Genomic DNA, 19,386 nt, shown 5'->3' with positions numbered 1-19,386 from the left:
GATTGGGATGAATCATTTGTGCGTGGCTCACCGTGGTTTTTCAGGCATTGCTCCCGAGAACACGATGGCGGCCTTTAGGCTTGCGCTGGAGCAGCCGTTTGTACACTGGATTGAGCTGGATGTACAACTGTCGAAGGACGGTGTTCCGGTGGTCATCCATGATTTTACGCTGGAGCGAACGACGAATGGGACGGGACGGGTAAAGGACTCGGATTGGAAAGAGCTGCAACAACTAGATGCAGGTAGTTGGAAAAATGCGAAATATTACGGAGAAAAAATCCCTTCTCTCGTACAGGTGTTGGATCTGTGCCACGGCCGGGTTTCACTCAATATTGAGCTTAAAACAGCGGGTGATATGTATCCAGGTCTGGAAAAAGCCGTACTCCGTGAAATTAGGATGAGGGACATGGAGGGTGAGGTGGTATTGACCTCCTTTGAGCGTGCTGCTTTACGCCGCACCAAAGAGCTGGCACCTGAGATCCGTACCGGACTGATTATCGACGCGCGTCCGGACGATTTGGCGAAGCAACTGGAGAAGCTGCAATGCTCTTTTTTATCCATGGGCTATCCGCGTCTGGATCGTAGTCTATTGAAGAACCTGACGGGACGTGGTATTACGGTTATGGCGTGGACGGTGGATGACCGCCGTATCATGCGGAGATTGTCCGCACTGCATCCTGAATTGATGATTTGTACCAACTGGCCGGATCGCTGGGAGCAGGTTTTTTTGCATTCCAAGCACCGATTGTGGCATTATATACGTAATCTTATTCGTTAAATCAATGTACTACATATGTGGGAAGGATGGCGGTTGTAATGAACACGGAAATTCGTAATGTTTACTGTGTTGGACGCAATTATAAGCTGCATGCAGAGGAATTGGGGAATGATGTTCCTACAGAACCGATGATTTTTTTAAAGCCTTCCCATGCGGTTGTGCCGCTGGATGGTGCCACGCTGGAGCTTCCTCAGGGGAAAGGTGATATTCATTTTGAGGCTGAACTGGTTGTGGCTGTCGGGCGTAATTACGAGCCGGGGATGTCCGTAGATACGTGTCTGAGCGCTTTTGCATTCGGCATTGATTTTACGCTGCGTGATGTACAAAGTGCTCTTAAGAAAAAAGGTCATCCATGGACGGCTGCCAAGGGCTTTAAGTCGGCTGCTCCTGTGACGCCTTTCCTGCCCTTGGAGAACCTGGACGTACTGGGGCAGCAGGATTTTAGCTTGCTCAAAAACGGACAGGAAGTACAACGCGGTCATATCAGGGATATGATTTTTTCCATCGAAAACATCGTTGAATACATAGCGACTCATTATGGGCTGGGTGAGGGTGATATCATTTTTACAGGCACTCCGGACGGTGTTGGTCCTATCACAAGCGGGGATCGCTTCGAGCTTTTCTGGGGAAGTGATCGTCAGGGAAGCTGCACCATCGCCTAAATAGTCTGTGAAAAAACTGAATGAAGATGAGTAAGGTCGATCCCTATAAGTAAGAATTGTAAAGGCCGTGTCCTGTGCCAAAGCATCGGGCACGGCTTTTATATCAGCGTAGAGCGATGCACAATAATAGAAAGATTCCATTCACAAGCGGGGGTATTTCATGGACTGGATCATTGGCTTGCTTGGCGCTGCTGTGGTGGCGGGGGCTGCTTTTTATAAAAAATCCTTAACGTTATCCGGCTTTGTCGCGGCTGTATTGATGGGAACTGTGTATTATGGGGCAGGCAATCTGTTCTGGTTCGGTACTTTGCTCTTGTTCTTCATTACATCAACTCTCCTGTCAAGGTTCAAAAAGGAGCGCAAGGCAGAGCTTGAAAAATCGTATGCCAAAACCGGCAATCGAGATGCAGGCCAGGTATGGGCCAATGGTGGATTAGGTATGCTGCTATGTCTGGGGTATGCCATATGGCCCCACATGGCCTGGCAGCTGGCATTTGTTGGTGTCATGGCTACAGTCACATCCGATACGTGGGCAACGGAATTCGGCAGTCTGAGCCGTAAGCCGCCGCGTTCGGTGCTTAACGGGAAGGTGCTGGCACCCGGAACCTCGGGAGGCGTATCTGCAATGGGAACGACTGCGGCCTTGACTGGGGGCGTACTGATCGGAATAGGTGCATGGGCCTTTGAATATGCCATAGGGACGCCGATCTTGTCGATATGGCTATGGGCATTGATTGGAGGCATATCCGGCAGTGCGGGGGCCTTTGCTGATTCCTATCTTGGTGCTACGGTACAGCGGATGCGTTCCTGCACGGTTTGTGGGCGGGAAGTAGAAGTAGACTCGCATTGTGGACAAGCAACGGTTTATGTGCGTGGCTGGCATTGGATGAGTAATGATCGGGTGAATAGCATTAGTTCTATTTTCGGAGGGCTGATTGCTCTTGCAGGTATTTTTCTTTTAATCTGAGAGAGCCCTAATCCTTTTTAATCCTGACATTTTGTAGCTAAAAACCGTACTGACATGGTTCAGGTAACGGTTTTTTTTAATCATTAGCTGTGTCTGTGTTAAAATAAACAGGATGCAGTACAAAACTGGGGAAGAGTAGGGAATCCGTATGAATATTATGACCGTTGAACATATAACGAAAAGCTATGGTGAAAAAGTGTTGTTTCAGGATGCTTCCTTTGGTATGGATGAACATGACAAAATAGGAGTTGTCGGTGTGAACGGTACCGGAAAATCGACGTTTTTACGAGTAATTTCCGGACTGGAGCCGCCAGATGATGGAAATATTGCAGTGAACAATGATGTACGTATTCAGTATTTGGCGCAAAACCCAGAGTTTGATCCTGAGATGAAGGTACTCCAGCATATTTTTCACGGCAACCAGCCAGAAATGAAAGCCGTGCGTGAATACACGGAAACCATGGAGTTGCTGGAACTGAATCCGGGCAGCGAGGAGCTTCAAAGCCGTCTGTTGCGGGCAAGCCAGCAAATGGATACGTTCCAGGCATGGCAGTTGGAGAGCGAGGCCAAAAATATACTTACCCGGCTGGGAATTACCCAGTTTGAAGAGCGTATGGGCGTCCTTTCCGGCGGTCAGCGCAAGCGGGTAGTTTTAGCGGCGGCTTTGATCCAACCCTGCGAGCTGCTCATTCTGGACGAGCCTACCAACCATATTGATAATGAGTCCGTGGAATGGCTGGAGCAATATTTACAAAAAAGACGCGGTGCGCTATTAATGATCACGCATGATCGTTATTTTCTGGATCGAGTTGCGAATGTCATGCTGGAGCTGGATCATGGACGGCTTTTCCGTTATGAGGCCAACTACACCCGTTTTCTGGAGCTGAAAGCAGAGCGCGAGGAGCGGGAAGCGTCATCGGAACAGAAAAGGAAAAACCTGCTGCGTAATGAGCTGGCCTGGATTCGCCGGGGAGCAAAGGCTCGTTCGACCAAGCAGAAAGCGCGTATTGAGCGCTATGAGCAGCTCAGGGATCAGCAGCCGGAAGCTCGTTCAGGATCTGTAGAAATGTCCGTAGCCTCTACGCGTCTCGGCAAAAAGATATTGGAGCTGGAGCATCTGTCCAAATCGGTAGATTCCCGCAAGCTGATACAGGATTTGAGCTATATCGCGGTTCCAGGGGATCGTGTCGGTATCCTGGGTCCCAATGGCAGTGGGAAATCTACCCTGCTGCAAATGATTGCCCAGCTCGTGGAACCGGATTCCGGCAGTGTTGTACTGGGACCGACTGTGAAACTCGGCTATTTTACTCAGGAGCATCAGGAGATGAACGAATCACTGCGTGTCATTGAGTACATCAAGGAAGAGGCTGAAGTAATTCGTACAGCAGATGGATCAACGATTACAGCTGCACAAATGCTGGAGCGTTTCCTGTTTGCGCCCAACGCACAATGGACGGTGATTTCGCGATTGTCCGGGGGGGAGAAACGGCGCTTGTACCTGCTGCGTGTCCTGATGTCCGCCCCTAATGTGCTGCTACTGGATGAGCCTACAAATGATCTGGATATTCAGACCCTTTCTGTACTGGAAGACTATCTGGATGAATTTCCGGGCGTGGTTTTCATCGTTTCTCATGATCGGTACTTCCTGGATCGGACAGTGGATAAAATACTGGCATTTGAGGGCGAAGGACAGGTACGAGTGCATGTGGGCGACTACAGCGAGTATGCAGAATGGATGAGCAAAAATGCTCAATCATCTACGGCTACGCCTGTCTCGCCGGGTACAGCTTCTTCGGCTCGGTCTTCTGCGCCAAAGTCAGCAGGTGCTTCGAATTCGGTCAAGGAGACAAGCAAAACCAAGCTTAAATTCACCTTTAAGGAACAGCGGGAATATGAGCAAATTGACGACCTGATTGAACAAGCCGAAGAGAAGTTAGCCGACATCCAGCGACAAATGGAAGAGGCTTTCAGTGATTCGGCCCGGCTACAGGAGCTTATGGCTGAGCAAGCGAAGGCCGAAGAGCATCTGGAATATCAAATGGAGCGCTGGACCTACCTGAACGAGCTTGCCGAGCAAATTGAGCAAAGCAAGTCATAAGCATTCATATAGCACGTAACCAACATGGTGCAGGAGCGATTTTTTTCTTGTTGCTCAGGCTAAAAAAGCAAGTCTCCGTAAAACCGGAAGACTTGCTTTTTTTAATTACTGGTCTATTGTCTGATGTAACAGGGCGGTTGTCATCATCCAGATTAAACCGTCACATAAGCCGCAAGCAGACGGGCAGTGTTCAACACAGCCTGCTTATGCGTACGCTCCATCGCGTGGGAGGCGTGTACACCGGGGCCGATCAGTGCTGCCCGGATATTGTTGCCTGCTTTCAGTGCAGCCGAGGCGTCCGAGCCGTAGTGCGGATAAATATCAACCGCATACGGAATATGAAGCTCTTTGGCCAGCTCAATCAGACGAGTCGTCATATGATAATCATAGGGCCCGGAGGAATCCTTGGCACAGATCGAAACATCCGTTTCCTTGCAGCTCAGATCTTCACCTATACAGCCCATATCGACAGCTATCATCTCCGTGATTCCTTCGGGTATGTATGCCGCTCCGTGTCCTACTTCCTCATAGTTGGAAATGAGCAGTTTAACGGTATGCCGAGGCTTCCAGCCTTCGTATACGGCGGATTGCAGTAAACCAAATAACGCAGCCACACTGGCTTTATCATCCAGATGCCGTGATTTGATGAAGCCGCTCGGTGTTACGATCGGACGGGCATCAAACGAAATAAAATCGCCCACAGCAATGCCAAGCTGAATCACGTCTTCCTTTGATTCGACCAGCTCGTCAATCCGTATTTCCATATGGCTTTCTTTGCGCTCAAAACCTCTTGCATCGTCATAGACATGCACGGATGGATGAGTGGACAGAATGGTGCCCGTATACGTTTGTCCGCTTCTGGTATGAATAAGACAGTATTCGTTCTCAATACTATTCATCGTAAAGCCGCCGACGGATGTCAGACGCAAGGTGCCTTGATTGGTAATCGAGCGCACCATCGCGCCCAATGTATCCACATGCGCGCTCAGCGCCAGCATATGGCCTGTTTCTTGACCTTCCAAGGTCAAGATGGCGCCTCCCTTGGCGTTCCATTCGATCGGAACCCCGAGGCTTTCGGCTTCCTTGTGGATCAGTTCCATTACATGATGAGTATACCCGCTGGGGCTGGGCGTGTTCAGCAGCTGTTGTAGAAAGCTCATCATGTAATTTTCATTCAATTGAATCGTCATTTTGTTGCTCCTTCTCTTTTGGACAACCGATCAGGGTTAGAGGACGGTTGCTCTGTATCTTTGTCGGACGTAGACAACGTGCTGGGCGAATCAAGCATGTCATAGGCCATGCCCGCGTTTGCTTTCATCGCGGAGTTATGCTCTTCTTGCAGTGTATGAAGCTGAGCAGTCAGACGTTTAAGTTCTCTCTGAAGCTTATATTGGCGGAAGATACCGAATGAACCGACGATAAGTCCACCTAAAAGAGTGCAGCCAAGAATAAGTAGGATCAAGGGGATATTCACTACACTAAACAGAAGGTTCACTTGAACCGATTTCACATTAATGACCGCAAATACAGCCGTTAACAAGGCGATAACAAGAGCAGCGATTAAAGACCATTGTGTTTTCAAATTGCCACCTCCTCCCGCTCCATTCTTACGGTACATTATAAAATCCCTTGCCCGCCATGGACAAGGGATTTATCCGTGCATCGTTTCAATGCTGGATTGTATGCGTGCACGGTTCTATTTGCCTTCCGTCAGCTTTTCCATTTCCGTAATGACTTCCTCGAATACACTCATCGCCTCGCGAATTGGCTGCGGTGAGGACATATCAACGCCAGCATTCTTCAAAATATTGATGGAATAATCGCTGCCGCCACTCTTCAAGAAGCCCAAGTAACGGTCAACGGCTGGCTGACCTTCTTCGAGAATTTGTTTCGAGAAGCTGGTTGCTGCCGAGAAGCCGGTAGCATATTTGTAGACATAAAAACTGTTATAAAAATGGGGGATACGCGCCCATTCCATTTCAATGTCTTTGTCTACCTTCATGCCTGGACCGTGATATTTCACATTCAGATCATAGTAAATTTCCGACAAAAGCTGCGGCGTAAGGGATTCTCCCTGTTCTGCGCGTTCATGTACTATCTTCTCGAATTCCGCAAACATCGTTTGACGGAATACCGTTGTACGGAATTGGTCCGCATAGTAGGTGAGAAGATACATTTTCTCTTTTGGATCGGTAGATTTGTTCAGCAGATAGTCCATCAGCAATGCTTCATTGGTCGTGGAAGCTACTTCAGCCAGGAAAATGGTGTACTGTGCATCCCTGTACTTCAATGCGTTGTCTGAATAATAGGAATGCAACGCGTGCCCCATTTCATGAGCAAGTGTAAACATGCTGTTCAGGTTATCCTTATGGTTCAGGAGCACATAAGGATGGGTGCCATAAGCTCCCCAGCTGTAAGCGCCTGTACGTTTATTTTCATTTTCGTATACGTCAATCCAGCGCTCATCATAGCCTTTTTGCAATGAAGCCAGATAGTCCTTGCCCAGTGGTTTAAGACCTTCCATCGTTTGCTTTTTGGCGTCTTCATACGTAATGTCCATTTTGTATTCGTCCACAAGCGGAGCGAACAAATCATACATATGAAGCTCATCCACACCTAAAAGCTTTTTACGCAGCTTGATATAACGATGGAGCAGAGGCAGGCTTTCATGAATGGTATCAATGAGATTCGTATACACTTCCTTCGGAATATTGTCACCGTATAGTGACATTTCCAATACGGAAGGATATTTGCGAACACGCGAATAAAAAATATTTTTATTCACATTGGCATTCAGTGTGGAAGCAATCGTATTTTTATTTTTGGCATACGTGTCATAGACTGCTTTAAAAGCACGTTCACGTACTTCACGGTGTGGACTTTCGAGAAATTGAATATAGCTGCCATGGGTCAGCTCAACCTCTTTGCCGTTTTCATCCTTAATTTTAGGAAATTTTAAATCGGCGTTGTTCAGCATACCGAAAATCGTTTGCGGAGCCTGAGCCAGATTGCCAACCTGAGCGAGCAGCGCTTCTTCTGCTTTGCCCAAAACATGCGCCTTTTCCCGCTTCATTTCCTGAAGGGTAAATTTGTAATCCGCCAGCTTCGGATCTTCAATAAAGGCATCGAGCTGTTGATCCGGCAGAGCCAAAATTTCCGGTGTCACGAAAGAAAGCGACTCACTAACCTCAACGCCTAATTTTTTGGCTTTTTGGGAAAGCCCTTGATATGTAGGTTCAGCCGTATCCTCATCATGATGCAGATGGGCGTACACATAGACCCGCTCGGTTTTGAGCGACAGTTCATCTTCCAGTTTAAAGCAGTTGCCAATCGCTTCGGCTGAATTCAGCTTGCCTTGGAATTGTGCAGCCTTTTTGGCTAATTGTTTGACTTCTTCGTATTCTTGGTCCCATGCTTTGCGGTCAGGAAACAGGTCTTCCAGTTTCCATGTATCTTCTACCGGCGCATCGGCGCGTTTTACAATTTTACTCATGGGGAGCCTCCTCTGATCGAACATAATGTGGGGTAGGGCTGCGGCGGCAAGGGACGGATGCCAAAACGAAGAAACCGCCACGCTTACCGCAAGCAGCAGGGCAAGAGGTTTTACAGGATGCATATAACGACATATCCTCCTTATACCATGGCTTGTTATGCCATAGTATGACCTCTTACCTCCGAAAGTATAATTTTCCTTACTGTGGGTTGGAACCTATATTTAATAAGCTGTATACAATAAGATAAAAGGCAAGGCAAACCATGATCACGGCAGTGAGGGCCATCCACTTTTTGAGAGGAGCTGGTATCGTATCACGTTTCATGATCAGCACTCCGCCCAGCGTGAAGGCCAAAATAATGAAGATGAGATAGCTGTTGGACACCATGAGTCAGCTATACCTGTTTGAAAGCGTCCATGATCCGCTGCCACTCTTCCTCGTTATCTTGAAAGGACTGCTTGGGAAACCGATTTTGAGCCCACTGCATCAACGCCGGACGGCTCAAAAAGGTGTGGGCTTCCTCGCCCCAATCATCGGATATTTCCCTTAGAACGATGTAACGGCCCTGCACTTCGACAGTCATCATGTTCCACTTGTCTTTTTTGTATATTTCGTGTTTTTTCATCATATGCATGTCTCCGATATATAGATGTTTTGGTTCATGATACCGCAGTTTCCGCCGCAAAAGCAAATCATTCCAGCTTGAAAATTCATCAAAAACATCAATTGCATTGTGAAAAAGCATGAAGTATAATATGGATATTCGCCATAGATGGCGGTATTTTTAGGAGGTTGTTCACTTGAAAGGTACAGTTAAATGGTTTAACGCAGAAAAAGGTTATGGCTTCATCCAAGTGGATGGTGGCGAGGACGTATTCGTACACTTCTCCGCAATCCAAGGCGACGGCTTCAAAACTTTGGAAGAAGGTCAAGCGGTTGAATTCGAAATTACTGAAGGTAACCGTGGACCACAAGCAGCTAACGTTATCAAACTGTAAGTGTAACTGAATTGTAAGAATTGTTCCGTTCTACGGATGTCTTATATATTACGGTTAAACAATGAATTGAAAGCGCAGTTCCTTAAATTTAAGGGACTGCGCTTTTTTGCATAAAAACGTTTATGATATGAAGAGGTTGAGTTGGAATAGGGTATTATACGTAATATAACCAAGCGGAAGTCATTTTAAAATGAAGGAGTTGATAAAATGAGCGCAGCAGAGGCTAGTTCTAAGCCTTCATTAATTGACGGTCCCATTGCCAAAACGCTGTTTATGTTCTCTTTGCCGATGCTGTTCGGAAACATTCTGCAATCCCTGAATGGAACCATCAATTCGATCTGGGTAGGGAAGTTTCTGGGAGAGGCCGCATTGACTGCTGCCTCCAACGGAAATATTATCATGTTTTTTCTTATCAGTTCGATCTTTGGCGTTACGATGGCCGCTACCATATTGATCGGACAACATATCGGAGCTGGAGACATTGCTGAAACCAAGCGAGTAGTAGGCACAAGTGCCGTTTTTTTTCTGGTGCTCGCTTTGGCTATAGGCATTATCGGTTTTTTGGGTGTTCCGTGGATTCTCCATGTGCTTAATACACCTGCCGAATCGGTGGACATGGCGATCACGTATACGCGTATTATTTTCGCGGGTATGCCCTTTTTGTACGGCTATAATTACATTATGACCGTCATGAGAGGGGCAGGAGATTCCAAAACACCGTTTTATTTTCTGCTCGTCTCCGTCGTGCTGGATGTACTGCTTAACCCGCTGTTCATATTCGGATGGGGGCCGATACCCGCAATGGGCATAGGAGGTTCCGCAGTGGCTACCCTGATCGCTCAAGGGATCAGTTTTGTGCTGATTCTCATTTATCTTTATCGTGTAAAATATTTTTTGCGTATTACCTCTTCAGAGCTTCACTTGTTGAGATTCGACTGGAAGATTATTTGGACCCTGATCCGTAAGGGAGTGCCGATGGGTCTGCAAATGATTGCTGTCTCCACCAGCGCAATTGCGTTAATGAATTTGATTAACGGCTACGGGACTGTGGCAGCGGCGGCGTATACGGCAGCGAATAATTTGTCCAGCTATGTGCAGATGCCGGCAATGGCGTTAGGTGCAGCTGTGTCTTCCTTTGCTGCTCAAAATATCGGAGCCGGACATTGGGATCGAGTCCGCAGGACAACCTGGATTGGGATTGTGTACAATTTTGTGTTGACCGGCGGAGCTGTGGTATTCATTTACCTGTTTAACCGTCAGGCCCTGCTGATGTTCCTCCCTTCTACAGGTGGTGCGTTGGAATTGGGGATGCGGATTAATCTGATTACCTTGTGGTCCTTTGTTATATTTGGTATTACCAATGTCATTACAGGTGTTGTGCGATCTACGGGCTCCGTAATGATACCGCTTTTCATTACCATTATTTCATTATGGGGTATCCGTATACCTTTGGCCTATGCGTTTGTCGATGAGTATGGTCTAGATGCTGTATGGTGGAGCTTTCCTGTTGGTTTCGTTATCTCTGCGGTGGCCGTCGTGTTCTATTATGCTTCCGGGAAGTGGAAGCAAGCGAGCATGGTAGAGGTCCCACAAGGTATGAAGCCAGCAAAGGATGAGGGATAAGTAGGACGTTTGTGCTATCCATGACTAATTAAATATTACAGGTGTATCTCTTTTTGTGAAAATAGCCCATTTTTCTTGGATCATGATTTGCAAAATCCTCGGATAATAAAGAAAAAAGTGAGGTTGTTCATTTGTGCTAAAAGGACGATCATATTATAATGAATATGGTTTGGATAGGTATAATTACGTAGACAACAATGTGGAGGCACCGTCATTTGAGTTATGTTGAGCAAGGACGTTATCAAGTACCGAGAGGCCCCATAGGTCTAATGAGCCGAATGTACAAGCATATTCTCCCTGAAACAAAACAAGAATTGAGCAACTGGAAGAGCAAGGCGGAGCAGATCCCGGACCCCGAGTTGAGAGGTCAGGCACTTGCGAGTATAGCGGAAAAGACGTTTCACTGCGTAGGTGGCGCGGTTTATGCCGCAGCCAATATGTCTGCGCGACAGACGCTAATTCCGCTGATCGTGGCGTACCAGACCATTAGCGATTATCTGGATAACCTGTGTGATCGGAGTACGTCTATGGACCCGGATGATTTCAGGCTGCTGCACCAGTCTATGCTGGATGCGGTTGATCCGGCAGCTAAGCCAGTGAACTATTATGAATTGCGTCGGGAGCAGGAGGATGACGGTTATTTGACCGGGCTGGTGACAACCTGTCAGTCTTGTGTAAGCAGGCTTCCGGGCTATGAGGCGGCAATGCCTTACGTTCAGGATTTAGCGGGATTATACACGGATTTGCAAGTATACAAGCATATTAAACCCGAGCTGCGGGAACAAGCGCTTTTGGACTGGTGGTCGTTACATAAGGATCGTACACCGGAGTTGCGCTGGAATGAATTTGCTGCGGCTACGGGTTCAACCCTGGGGGTCTTTATGCTGTTTCTTGCTGCCAGCGACCGGCATCTCACAGATGCGGGGGCTGCCTCAATACATGCATCGTATTTTCCACATGTGTGCAGTCTTCATATTTTGCTGGATTATCTAATCGATCAAGACGAAGACCGGAAGGGCGGAGATCTCAACTTTTGCAACTATTATAAAGATACCGACATGATGCTGGACCGGATCGCCTACGTTGTGAATCGGGCGCGGGCTGATATTGCAGATGTCCCTGCCAGCTCCTTTCACCGGATGATTATCGAGGGATTGCTGGCTTTATATTTATCCGACCCCAAAGTTAGCGAGCAGCAGGATGTGCGCGCTGTTTCGAGACGTTTGATGAAAAACAGTCCGCTCATGCGGTTGTTTTTCTTATTGAACAGTCGATGGATAAGAAGGCTTATATGATTATTTTGAGGAGGTCATAAATCATGACAGCAGTTAAGAAAATTGCAGTATTAACAAGTGGTGGAGATTCACAAGGGATGAACGCAGCAGTTCGCGCCGTTGTGCGCAGCGGTTTGTATTTTGGACTGGAAGTGTTCGGGATTCAACGTGGCTACCAAGGCCTTTTGAACGATGATATTTTCCCGATGGATCTGAGAAGCGTCGGAGATATTATCCAACGTGGGGGTACGGTACTCCAATCTGCCCGCTGCCTTGAGTTTACGACTGAGGAAGGACAAAAGAAAGGCGCGCAAATTTTGCGTGACCGTGGAATTGATGGTGTAGTCGTGATCGGTGGCGACGGTTCCTACCAAGGTGCTAACAAACTGACCAAGCAAGGAATTAAAACCATGTGTCTTCCGGGTACGATTGACAATGATATTTCCTTCACAGACTACACGATTGGTTTTGATACGGCGGTTAGTATCGTAGTGGACGCGATCAATAAGCTGCGTGATACGATGTCATCCCACGAACGTTCTTCCATTGTGGAAGTTATGGGACGTCATTGCGGAGATATTGCTTTGCATGCGGGACTGGCTTCCGGCGCGGAAACTATTTTGGTGCCTGAGGTAGAGTTTAACCTGAACGAAGTATCTGATCGGATGACACAAAACTTTAAGCATGGCAAACGCCACAGTATCATTATCGTTGCTGAAGGCGTAGGCAAAGGCGAAGATGTAGCAAAAGTAATTCAGGAAAACTGTCCGGCGTATGAGCCGCGTGTTACGGTGCTTGGGCATATCCAGCGTGGGGGCACGCCAACTGCGTTTGACCGTAATCTGGCCAGCCGTTTGGGTGACTTTGCTGTTCGCCAATTGATCGAAGGCGTATCTGACAAGGCTTGCGGAATCATTGATGGTAAATTGGTAGCTACAGATATTGGCAAGGTAGTAAGCACGAAAAAAGAATTCAATATGGAACTCTACGAGCTGGCATTGCGTTTGTCCCAATAATAGGAGCCTTTACTTATAGCAGATCGGTTCTAGTCTTTGAAGAAACGTAAAATCACGCGGATGACCCGAGTCATCCGCTATTTTTTTAACTGAGGATTTTGCAAAAATCCTGAACTTTGAATACTGTGAGGAGGCTGTAACGCATGTATTTGTTCAAAATCGAAGTGGACAGCTCAGATGGAGCTTTGACAGTCATTCTCGCTGCTGAAAATGAAGAACAGGCATTTAAGGAAATTGATCAGCATGTGGAGAGACACTTTCTGTATCCCCCCAAGCTGAATGAGGTGGCTATTGTGGAGAAGAAAAGAATAACTCCAGGTGCAGCATATGTTATCGAGACACGCAAAGGCTAGACAGCCTCTGCGTGTTGTTTTTTTGCGGTAAAACGACGTTGTACCAGCATCAGACGCCAGAGAAGCAATACAGCGCCTACTGCCAAACCTGTAATCAAACCGATCCAGTAGCCGTAGGGCCCCCAGGATGTCCAGCGTGCTAGTACATATCCCACGGGAAGCCCAATGACCCAATAGGACAGGAATGTGAGCAGAAAGGCCGGATTGACATCTTTATACCCCCGTAGTGCTCCTTGAGTAGGCGTAGCGATCGCATCTGAGATTTGAAAGAAAATCGCATAGATTAGAAAATGCTGGGTCAACTGAATAACTTTCGGATCGGTGGAATACAGTCGAGCCACCTGCTCACCCCAGATGAGCAGTACAATAGCTGTAATCAGTGACAGACCCACTGCGGTGCTGATGCCCAGTACGCTATAGGTTTTGGCATCCTGCGGACGATTAGCTCCTATTTCATAACCAACCAGAATTGTAAGTGCCATACAAATGCTAAGTGGAAGCATATACAGCGTGCTTGCAAAGTTCATGGCGGCCTGATGAGCGGCAATGGTAGCTGTATTATAACTGCTCATTAATAGAGTGACGGCAGAGAAAATGGCAGTTTCAAAAAATATCGCAAATCCAATCGGTACTCCAATATGAATAAGCTCTTTCCAGGCACTGGAAGAAATTCCGTATATTTTGCGGAAGATTCGATATTCGGAAAATTTCTTTCCTCGATGCGCAGTGATGCCAGCGACCAGCATAATGATCCAGTAGGTAGTGGCGGTTGCGACCCCAGACCCCACACCACCCAGACGTGGAAAACCCCAGTTTCCGTAAATGAGCAAATAGTTTAACAGAATATTGATGGGGAGTGACATCAGGGTGATCGCCATTGTAAATCGTGTTTGTCCCAAGGCATCCATAAAGCTTCGGAGCACAGTGTAGGCGAATAATGGAATAACACCAAATGCCATCGCACAAAGATAGTAAAGTGCAACGTTATGAACCCTTGGTTCCAATTTCATGCTGTTCAAAATAGGATTGACGAGAAAAATGCCTGCAATCAGAACAATCATGGACAGCGCAAGAGAAAGCCAAAGCGCTTGAATGACATAATAGGAAACTTTATCTTTGCGCTGTGCCCCAACCAATTGGGACACAATCGGTGTGATCGCCATCAGTATGCCATTGAGGCCTGTTTGTACGGGAATCCACAGACTTACTCCGATAGCTACACCAGCCAGGTCGGCAGGAGAAAAGTGCCCGGACATATTGGTATCAAAAAAAGTCATCGCGGATAATGCGAGTTGGGTAATCAGGATGGGTAGCAAAATGTAAAATAGCTGTTTCCATTTCTGACTCATTGTAAGTGTTAATTGCATTTTGTTTCCTCATTTACTAAAGAATTGTTACTATGATATCACAAGATATATCATAACATGTCAAGAATTATTGTAAGGGATACTGTAACATTTGAACAGCAACAAAAAAGACTGCACCCGTTATTCATAACGAGAAAGCAGCCTTTTAAAGTGGGAATCAATACATTACTTATACGTTACTCCGATCGTATAGCGGTTTGTTGCATTCCAGAGCAAATATTCATCCACCTTCATATCCTTCAGCGCTCGAATTTGATCCTCGACTTGAATTTTCCCATATTTGGCATAATGGCCACTGCCCAACCAGCTGGCGGTAAAATCCTGAATCCACGGACGAATAATCGGCTTCAGCTTGCCTGTTGGATCCAGCTTTTTATGTGTATCGACCATGGAGCCTTTTATCGTCTGATAAGGATTTTTATCCGGGTCTTTGACACCAAACCACCCTGTTGTGTAATGGCTTGGATAGACCATCGGCGAAATGACGTCCACATTTTCGGAGATTTTAGTGAAATCCTGTCCGATCCCCTCGGCAGCAGGAACAGATGCGGCATACCCGAAAATATCTACAGACACCCGCACACCCATGGGAGCAAGCTGTTTGCGAGCATATTGTACAAACTCGGCTACAGCATCCGAGCGTGATTGTTCCGACTTGGTATATTTTAGCTTATCTGCTCTTTTCTCGAAGCCTTCGGGAAAACGTACATAGTCAAACTGAATCTCCTTAAAACCGAGCTGCGCGGCTTCCTTGGCAATGGCGATATTATAATCCCATACCTCTTTGTTATAAGGATTGACGAACTCGTCTCCCTTGCCGTTTTTCCAGATCGACCCGTCAGGATTGCGGAACGACATTTCGGGATTTTTGTTAGCTAGCACGGTATCTTTAAATACTACGATCCGGGCAATTGGATAAACCTTATGCTTTTGCAAACGGTCCATCAATCCGGAAATATCGCGAATAAATTTTTGGGGCTTGCCCAATTTCAGCAGTTCGGGGCTGGTCGTTGGATAAGTTATGTAACCTGCATCATCTTTAATGTCAATGACCATAGCATTGAGCTCTGTTTTATCAATCAGATCCAACAGCTGATTCATACGCGAACCGCCTGCACTATAAGCCGTCACATAAATGCCTTTGATAGCTGGCGTGGTCGGCTGCGGGTCTAATTTGACCGGAGGATTGGATGCATCTACCTTCATGCTACTGTGCTGGGCCTGAATCATGACGCTGCCGAGCGTTGTTGCTATCGTATCTTTGACGCTTGATGTATTGGCTGTCTGTTCTCCATTTCCACTCATCCCCAAGGCGATTAACATCATTGCCCAAATCATATTCATTCCCCAGTTCTCTCCCTTATGTCTGTCGCTTACCTGATTATACGTAAATTCAGGTATCCAAAAAACAACATCTTTGTAACCAAAACTGGTGTCAGCCATCAGGCACAGTTTTACATGATTAACCCAACGATCGATCGATGAATCCACATCATTGCATAAATAATGCCGCTTCTTCACGGCTGTAGGCACAACCGGAAGAAGCGGCACTGAGTAAAGCGATTTATTGAAGATAATTATCATTCTGGTGCTCACAAATACTGTACTGAATAATTTCTAGCGCATCCGTTGGCTTGAGTATGGACATCCCGTCCCGAAGGACAATCATCGAGTTCAGCTCATTCTTTTTGAGAGAAGGGAGCATTTCAGGATACCATCTTAAGACGATGTCGGACAGTTTTACCGTTTCCATTTCCACAATAATCACCCTTTCCTGTTCGGAATCATTCCAAAAGAATCATTCATTACGAATCGGAAAAGCAAAGTGCCTGTGAAATAGCAGGTAAAGCGGTCTTTTAAATATGATGGGAACAGCGCACGTATAGTGTACCACAGAAACTGAATTTTGACACTCGGGTACATGCTTATCTTCGGCGGAAGGAACCCATGACTCCAACGGTTTCCACAATATTAACGAAAGCAGACGGGTCCACTTCCTTAATGATACGCTTTAATTCGACCAGTTCATAGCGTGTTGTAACAGTCATTAGCATATCCTTTTCCGTATGTGAGAATGCACCTTCAATTTTGATTTTGCTGACACCGCGTGGCGTGGCCAACATCCGGCTCAATAGTTTTTCGGTGTGTCCTGTAATGATGTAGACGGTGATTTTCGTATGGCTTACATAAATTTGATCCAAGACCTTCCCAGTCACGAAAATGGACAGCATTGACGCCAGCGCAATATTCCAATCTCCGTTCAAAAATCCTGCCGCGAGAATGATCAGCCCATTCAGCCCGACAAGTACAGTTCCTACGGGGAAGTCACGATAACGGGTAACAATGGAGCCGATAATGTCAAAACCGCCAGTAGACCCTCCCACCCGAAAGGAAATTCCTGCTCCAACGCCGATCAGTACCCCGCCAAAGACGGAGGCCAACAGTGTATCCGATACGACAGATTGCACCGGAACCCAGGCCAAAATCCACGTTGTAACAACAACGGATAAGATGCTCAGGCTGATAAATCGCTTGCCCAAAATAAACCAGCCTGCAATAAGCATCGGGATATTGATGACAAAATACATGGTGCTGATATTGAATTTTGTGAAATAGCCGATTAACATGGAAAGCCCGGCTACTCCCCCGCTCAGCAGGTGATGGGGCACGAGAAACAGATTAAAACCGCATGCTATGGCAGCGGCTCCAAGAATGACTATGAAGCAGTTTAACACTATTTTTAACAACTTTTTTTCACCTCATTTAAATTATGCGGGAAGCAACTTGCTGGTATTCATGAATTGTTCTGTGCTATAATGCGATGTGGATATTCTTGAGTAGGGACCTATGTCCAGAGAAACACTTAAAATTTAAACTGTTTTAAAAAGGGTAAATTCGTTTAAGATGTATCGGATAGGGTTCCCTGAGTCATTACAGAAACTTGCAGTTTTAAGCCAAAATAAACTGTTACTGTATTGGGGAAAACTTATACAATAATATCGCTACTTAAGAATACAGACAACATTGTGGATTGTCCACCACATCCACCATTATGAAGGAGTATGAATAAATTTGACGACATTTGCAGAATTTGATCTTGAACCTAAAGTAATTCAGGCGATTACGGAGCTGGGTTTTGAAGAAGCTACACCAATTCAGGCTAAATCCATCCCGGTTGCACTCCAAGGCAAAGACATGATTGGCCAAGCCCAAACAGGTACTGGTAAAACCGCAGCCTTTGGTATCCCACTGATTAGCAAAATTGCCAAAAACGACGAAAAAATTAGAGCACTGATTATGGCTCCAACACGCGAGCTTGCGATTCAGGTGGCTGAAGAAATTGAAAAACTGTCCCGCTTTAAAGGTCTTCGCACTTTGCCAATCTATGGCGGTCAAGATATCGTGCGCCAGATTCGCGCTTTGAAAAAGAAACCTCAAATTATTATCGGTACACCAGGACGCCTGCTCGATCATATTAACCGCAAAACCATCAAGCTGGAAGACGTAAACACGGTTGTTTTGGATGAAGCGGATGAAATGTTGGATATGGGCTTCATGGAAGATATCCAATCCATTTTGAAGCAAGTTCCGGACGAACGCCAAACGATGCTTTTCTCGGCTACAATGCCTCCTAATATTAAAAGACTGGCTGAGCAATTCCTCAAAGACCCTGAGCATGTTTCAGTTATTCCTAAACAAGTTAGCGCTCCACTGATTGAACAGGCCTATATTGAAGTTCCTGAACGGCAAAAATTCGAAGCATTGAGCCGTCTGATCGATATGGAATCCCCAGAACTCGCCATCGTATTCGGTCGTACCAAGCGTCGGGTAGACGAGCTGGCTGAAGCTCTGCAAAAACGTGGATATTCTGCAGACGGCTTGCATGGTGACTTATCTCAAAACCAGCGCGATGCTGTTATGCGCAAATTCCGCGATGGAAGCATTGACGTGCTCGTGGCGACTGACGTGGCTGCCCGTGGTTTGGACGTTTCCGGCGTAACTCACGTTGTGAACTTTGACCTTCCACAAGACCCGGAAAGCTATGTTCACCGTATTGGCCGTACTGGACGTGCAGGTAAAGAAGGGGAAGCGTGGTCTTTCGTAACGCCTCGTGAAATTGATCATTTGCATTTCATCGAACGTGTAACCCGTCACCGTATTCCTCGCAAGCCGCTTCCAACACTGGCCGAGGCTCTGGAAGGCAAACAACGCATCATTGCAGAACGCCTTCTGGAAGCTGTAGAAAAAGGTGAGTTGAACGAGTACAAAGGCTTGGCGATTCAAATGCTGGAGCAATATGATTCTGTTCAACTTCTCTCCGCAGCTCTGAAACTGATGACTGGTGAGAAGAGAGAAGCATCAATTGAGCTGACTCCTGAAGATCCAATCCGTGCAAAACGTCGTAAACCGGACATTCGTTCTGGCGGTCGCAAGCCGTCCAACTATAGCGGTCGCAGCAACGGAGGCTATAATTCCAACCGTTCTGGCGGCAGTGGCGGTAAAGGCGGATATGGCGGTTACAACCGTGGCAAAGAAGGCGGTGGCTACAACCGTGATTCTGGAAGCCGCTACAGTGGAGATCGCAAACCACGCACGAGCAGCAATGGAGAAACTCGTCGTCCTGCAAGACGTGAAGATTCCTCTTCCGAATAAGAATTAATATATTGAAAAGCCGAAGTGAATACTAGCTTCGGCTTTTTTTTGTTTTAGTGGCAGATGATGCTCAATAACCCCCTTCTTGGCAAAGGGACCTGCT

Annotated in this window: 19 protein-coding genes; 10 read left to right on the top strand and 9 right to left on the bottom strand. The window is 46.7% G+C overall.

Annotation, left to right across the window (positions count from 1 at the left end; all coding sequences use genetic code 11):
• The first annotated feature begins 7 nt into the window (after positions 1 to 7).
• From BAZ21_RS02570 to BAZ21_RS02555, 4 genes are all read left to right on the top strand, one after another.
• The gene (locus BAZ21_RS02570; RefSeq protein ID WP_068496750.1) at positions 8 to 778 is read left to right on the top strand and encodes a glycerophosphodiester phosphodiesterase; all 771 of its coding nucleotides are present in this window, start codon (positions 8 to 10) and stop codon (positions 776 to 778) included.
• A 38-nt stretch (positions 779 to 816) separates the two neighbouring features.
• Positions 817 to 1,440: a fumarylacetoacetate hydrolase family protein gene (locus BAZ21_RS02565; RefSeq protein WP_068496748.1), complete on the top strand. Its 624-nt coding sequence runs from the start codon at positions 817 to 819 to the stop codon at positions 1,438 to 1,440.
• A gap of 160 nt (positions 1,441 to 1,600) precedes the next feature.
• Positions 1,601 to 2,407, top strand: coding sequence for a DUF92 domain-containing protein (locus BAZ21_RS02560; RefSeq protein ID WP_068496746.1), 807 nt, complete (start codon positions 1,601 to 1,603; stop codon positions 2,405 to 2,407).
• A 148-nt stretch (positions 2,408 to 2,555) separates the two neighbouring features.
• Positions 2,556 to 4,505: an ABC-F family ATP-binding cassette domain-containing protein gene (locus BAZ21_RS02555; RefSeq protein WP_068496744.1), complete on the top strand. Its 1,950-nt coding sequence runs from the start codon at positions 2,556 to 2,558 to the stop codon at positions 4,503 to 4,505.
• A 152-nt stretch (positions 4,506 to 4,657) separates the two neighbouring features.
• On the opposite strand, the gene BAZ21_RS02550 is transcribed toward BAZ21_RS02555, so the two are convergent.
• The 5 genes from BAZ21_RS02550 to BAZ21_RS02530 form a co-directional block, all read right to left on the bottom strand.
• Positions 4,658 to 5,695: a M42 family metallopeptidase gene (locus BAZ21_RS02550; protein ID WP_068496742.1), complete on the bottom strand. Its 1,038-nt coding sequence runs from the start codon at positions 5,693 to 5,695 to the stop codon at positions 4,658 to 4,660.
• On the bottom strand, positions 5,692 to 6,087 hold the full coding sequence (locus BAZ21_RS02545; RefSeq protein ID WP_068496740.1) for a LapA family protein: 396 nt from the start codon (positions 6,085 to 6,087) through the stop codon (positions 5,692 to 5,694). The genes BAZ21_RS02550 and BAZ21_RS02545 overlap by 4 nt, the downstream gene beginning before the upstream one ends.
• Before the next feature lie 114 nt (positions 6,088 to 6,201).
• Positions 6,202 to 7,998 carry an oligoendopeptidase F gene (pepF, locus tag BAZ21_RS02540; RefSeq protein WP_068496739.1) on the bottom strand — a complete coding sequence of 599 codons (1,797 nt, stop codon included), beginning with the start codon at positions 7,996 to 7,998 and terminating at the stop codon, positions 6,202 to 6,204.
• 199 nt (positions 7,999 to 8,197) lie between these two features.
• Positions 8,198 to 8,386, bottom strand: coding sequence for a hypothetical protein (locus BAZ21_RS29460; RefSeq protein WP_007429808.1), 189 nt, complete (start codon positions 8,384 to 8,386; stop codon positions 8,198 to 8,200).
• A gap of 7 nt (positions 8,387 to 8,393) precedes the next feature.
• Complete coding sequence (locus BAZ21_RS02530; protein ID WP_029390276.1) at positions 8,394 to 8,627, bottom strand: hypothetical protein; 234 nt, start codon at positions 8,625 to 8,627, stop codon at positions 8,394 to 8,396.
• 172 nt (positions 8,628 to 8,799) lie between these two features.
• On the opposite strand from BAZ21_RS02530, the gene BAZ21_RS02525 reads away from it, so the two are divergent.
• The 5 genes from BAZ21_RS02525 (at position 8,800) to BAZ21_RS02505 (ending at position 13,263) form a co-directional block, all read left to right on the top strand.
• Complete coding sequence (locus tag BAZ21_RS02525; protein WP_007429810.1) at positions 8,800 to 8,997, top strand: cold shock domain-containing protein; 198 nt, start codon at positions 8,800 to 8,802, stop codon at positions 8,995 to 8,997.
• 207 nt (positions 8,998 to 9,204) lie between these two features.
• Entirely contained in the window at positions 9,205 to 10,620 is a 1,416-nt protein-coding gene (locus BAZ21_RS02520) for an MATE family efflux transporter (RefSeq protein WP_068496737.1), read from the top strand.
• A gap of 215 nt (positions 10,621 to 10,835) precedes the next feature.
• On the top strand, positions 10,836 to 11,915 hold the full coding sequence (locus BAZ21_RS02515) for a tetraprenyl-beta-curcumene synthase family protein (protein WP_068496735.1): 1,080 nt from the start codon (positions 10,836 to 10,838) through the stop codon (positions 11,913 to 11,915).
• 23 nt (positions 11,916 to 11,938) lie between these two features.
• On the top strand, positions 11,939 to 12,910 hold the full coding sequence (pfkA, locus tag BAZ21_RS02510; RefSeq protein WP_068496733.1) for a 6-phosphofructokinase: 972 nt from the start codon (positions 11,939 to 11,941) through the stop codon (positions 12,908 to 12,910).
• Positions 12,911 to 13,053: 143 nt separating this feature from the next.
• Positions 13,054 to 13,263, top strand: coding sequence for a DUF3906 family protein (locus BAZ21_RS02505; RefSeq protein ID WP_068496731.1), 210 nt, complete (start codon positions 13,054 to 13,056; stop codon positions 13,261 to 13,263).
• Here the strand turns inward: BAZ21_RS02505 and BAZ21_RS02500 are convergent.
• From BAZ21_RS02500 to BAZ21_RS02485, 4 genes are all read right to left on the bottom strand, one after another.
• Complete coding sequence (locus BAZ21_RS02500) at positions 13,260 to 14,630, bottom strand: MATE family efflux transporter (RefSeq protein WP_068496729.1); 1,371 nt, start codon at positions 14,628 to 14,630, stop codon at positions 13,260 to 13,262. The genes BAZ21_RS02505 and BAZ21_RS02500 overlap by 4 nt on opposite strands.
• A gap of 165 nt (positions 14,631 to 14,795) precedes the next feature.
• Complete coding sequence (locus BAZ21_RS02495) at positions 14,796 to 15,974, bottom strand: putative glycoside hydrolase (RefSeq protein WP_068497071.1); 1,179 nt, start codon at positions 15,972 to 15,974, stop codon at positions 14,796 to 14,798.
• A gap of 220 nt (positions 15,975 to 16,194) precedes the next feature.
• On the bottom strand, positions 16,195 to 16,383 hold the full coding sequence (locus BAZ21_RS02490; RefSeq protein WP_007429817.1) for a hypothetical protein: 189 nt from the start codon (positions 16,381 to 16,383) through the stop codon (positions 16,195 to 16,197).
• A 172-nt stretch (positions 16,384 to 16,555) separates the two neighbouring features.
• Complete coding sequence (locus BAZ21_RS02485; protein WP_068496727.1) at positions 16,556 to 17,377, bottom strand: YitT family protein; 822 nt, start codon at positions 17,375 to 17,377, stop codon at positions 16,556 to 16,558.
• A gap of 325 nt (positions 17,378 to 17,702) precedes the next feature.
• On the opposite strand from BAZ21_RS02485, the gene BAZ21_RS02480 reads away from it, so the two are divergent.
• Positions 17,703 to 19,283 (top strand): DEAD/DEAH box helicase, encoded by a 1,581-nt coding sequence (locus tag BAZ21_RS02480; RefSeq protein ID WP_068496725.1) that lies wholly within the window; start codon positions 17,703 to 17,705, stop codon positions 19,281 to 19,283.
• Positions 19,284 to 19,386: the final 103 nt, after the last annotated feature.

Origin of the sequence: Paenibacillus kribbensis (assembly GCF_001705305.1) — a bacterium.
GTDB classification, from domain to species: Bacteria; Bacillota; Bacilli; order Paenibacillales; family Paenibacillaceae; genus Paenibacillus; species Paenibacillus kribbensis_B.
This window is presented reverse-complemented; position numbering and strand designations above follow the sequence as displayed.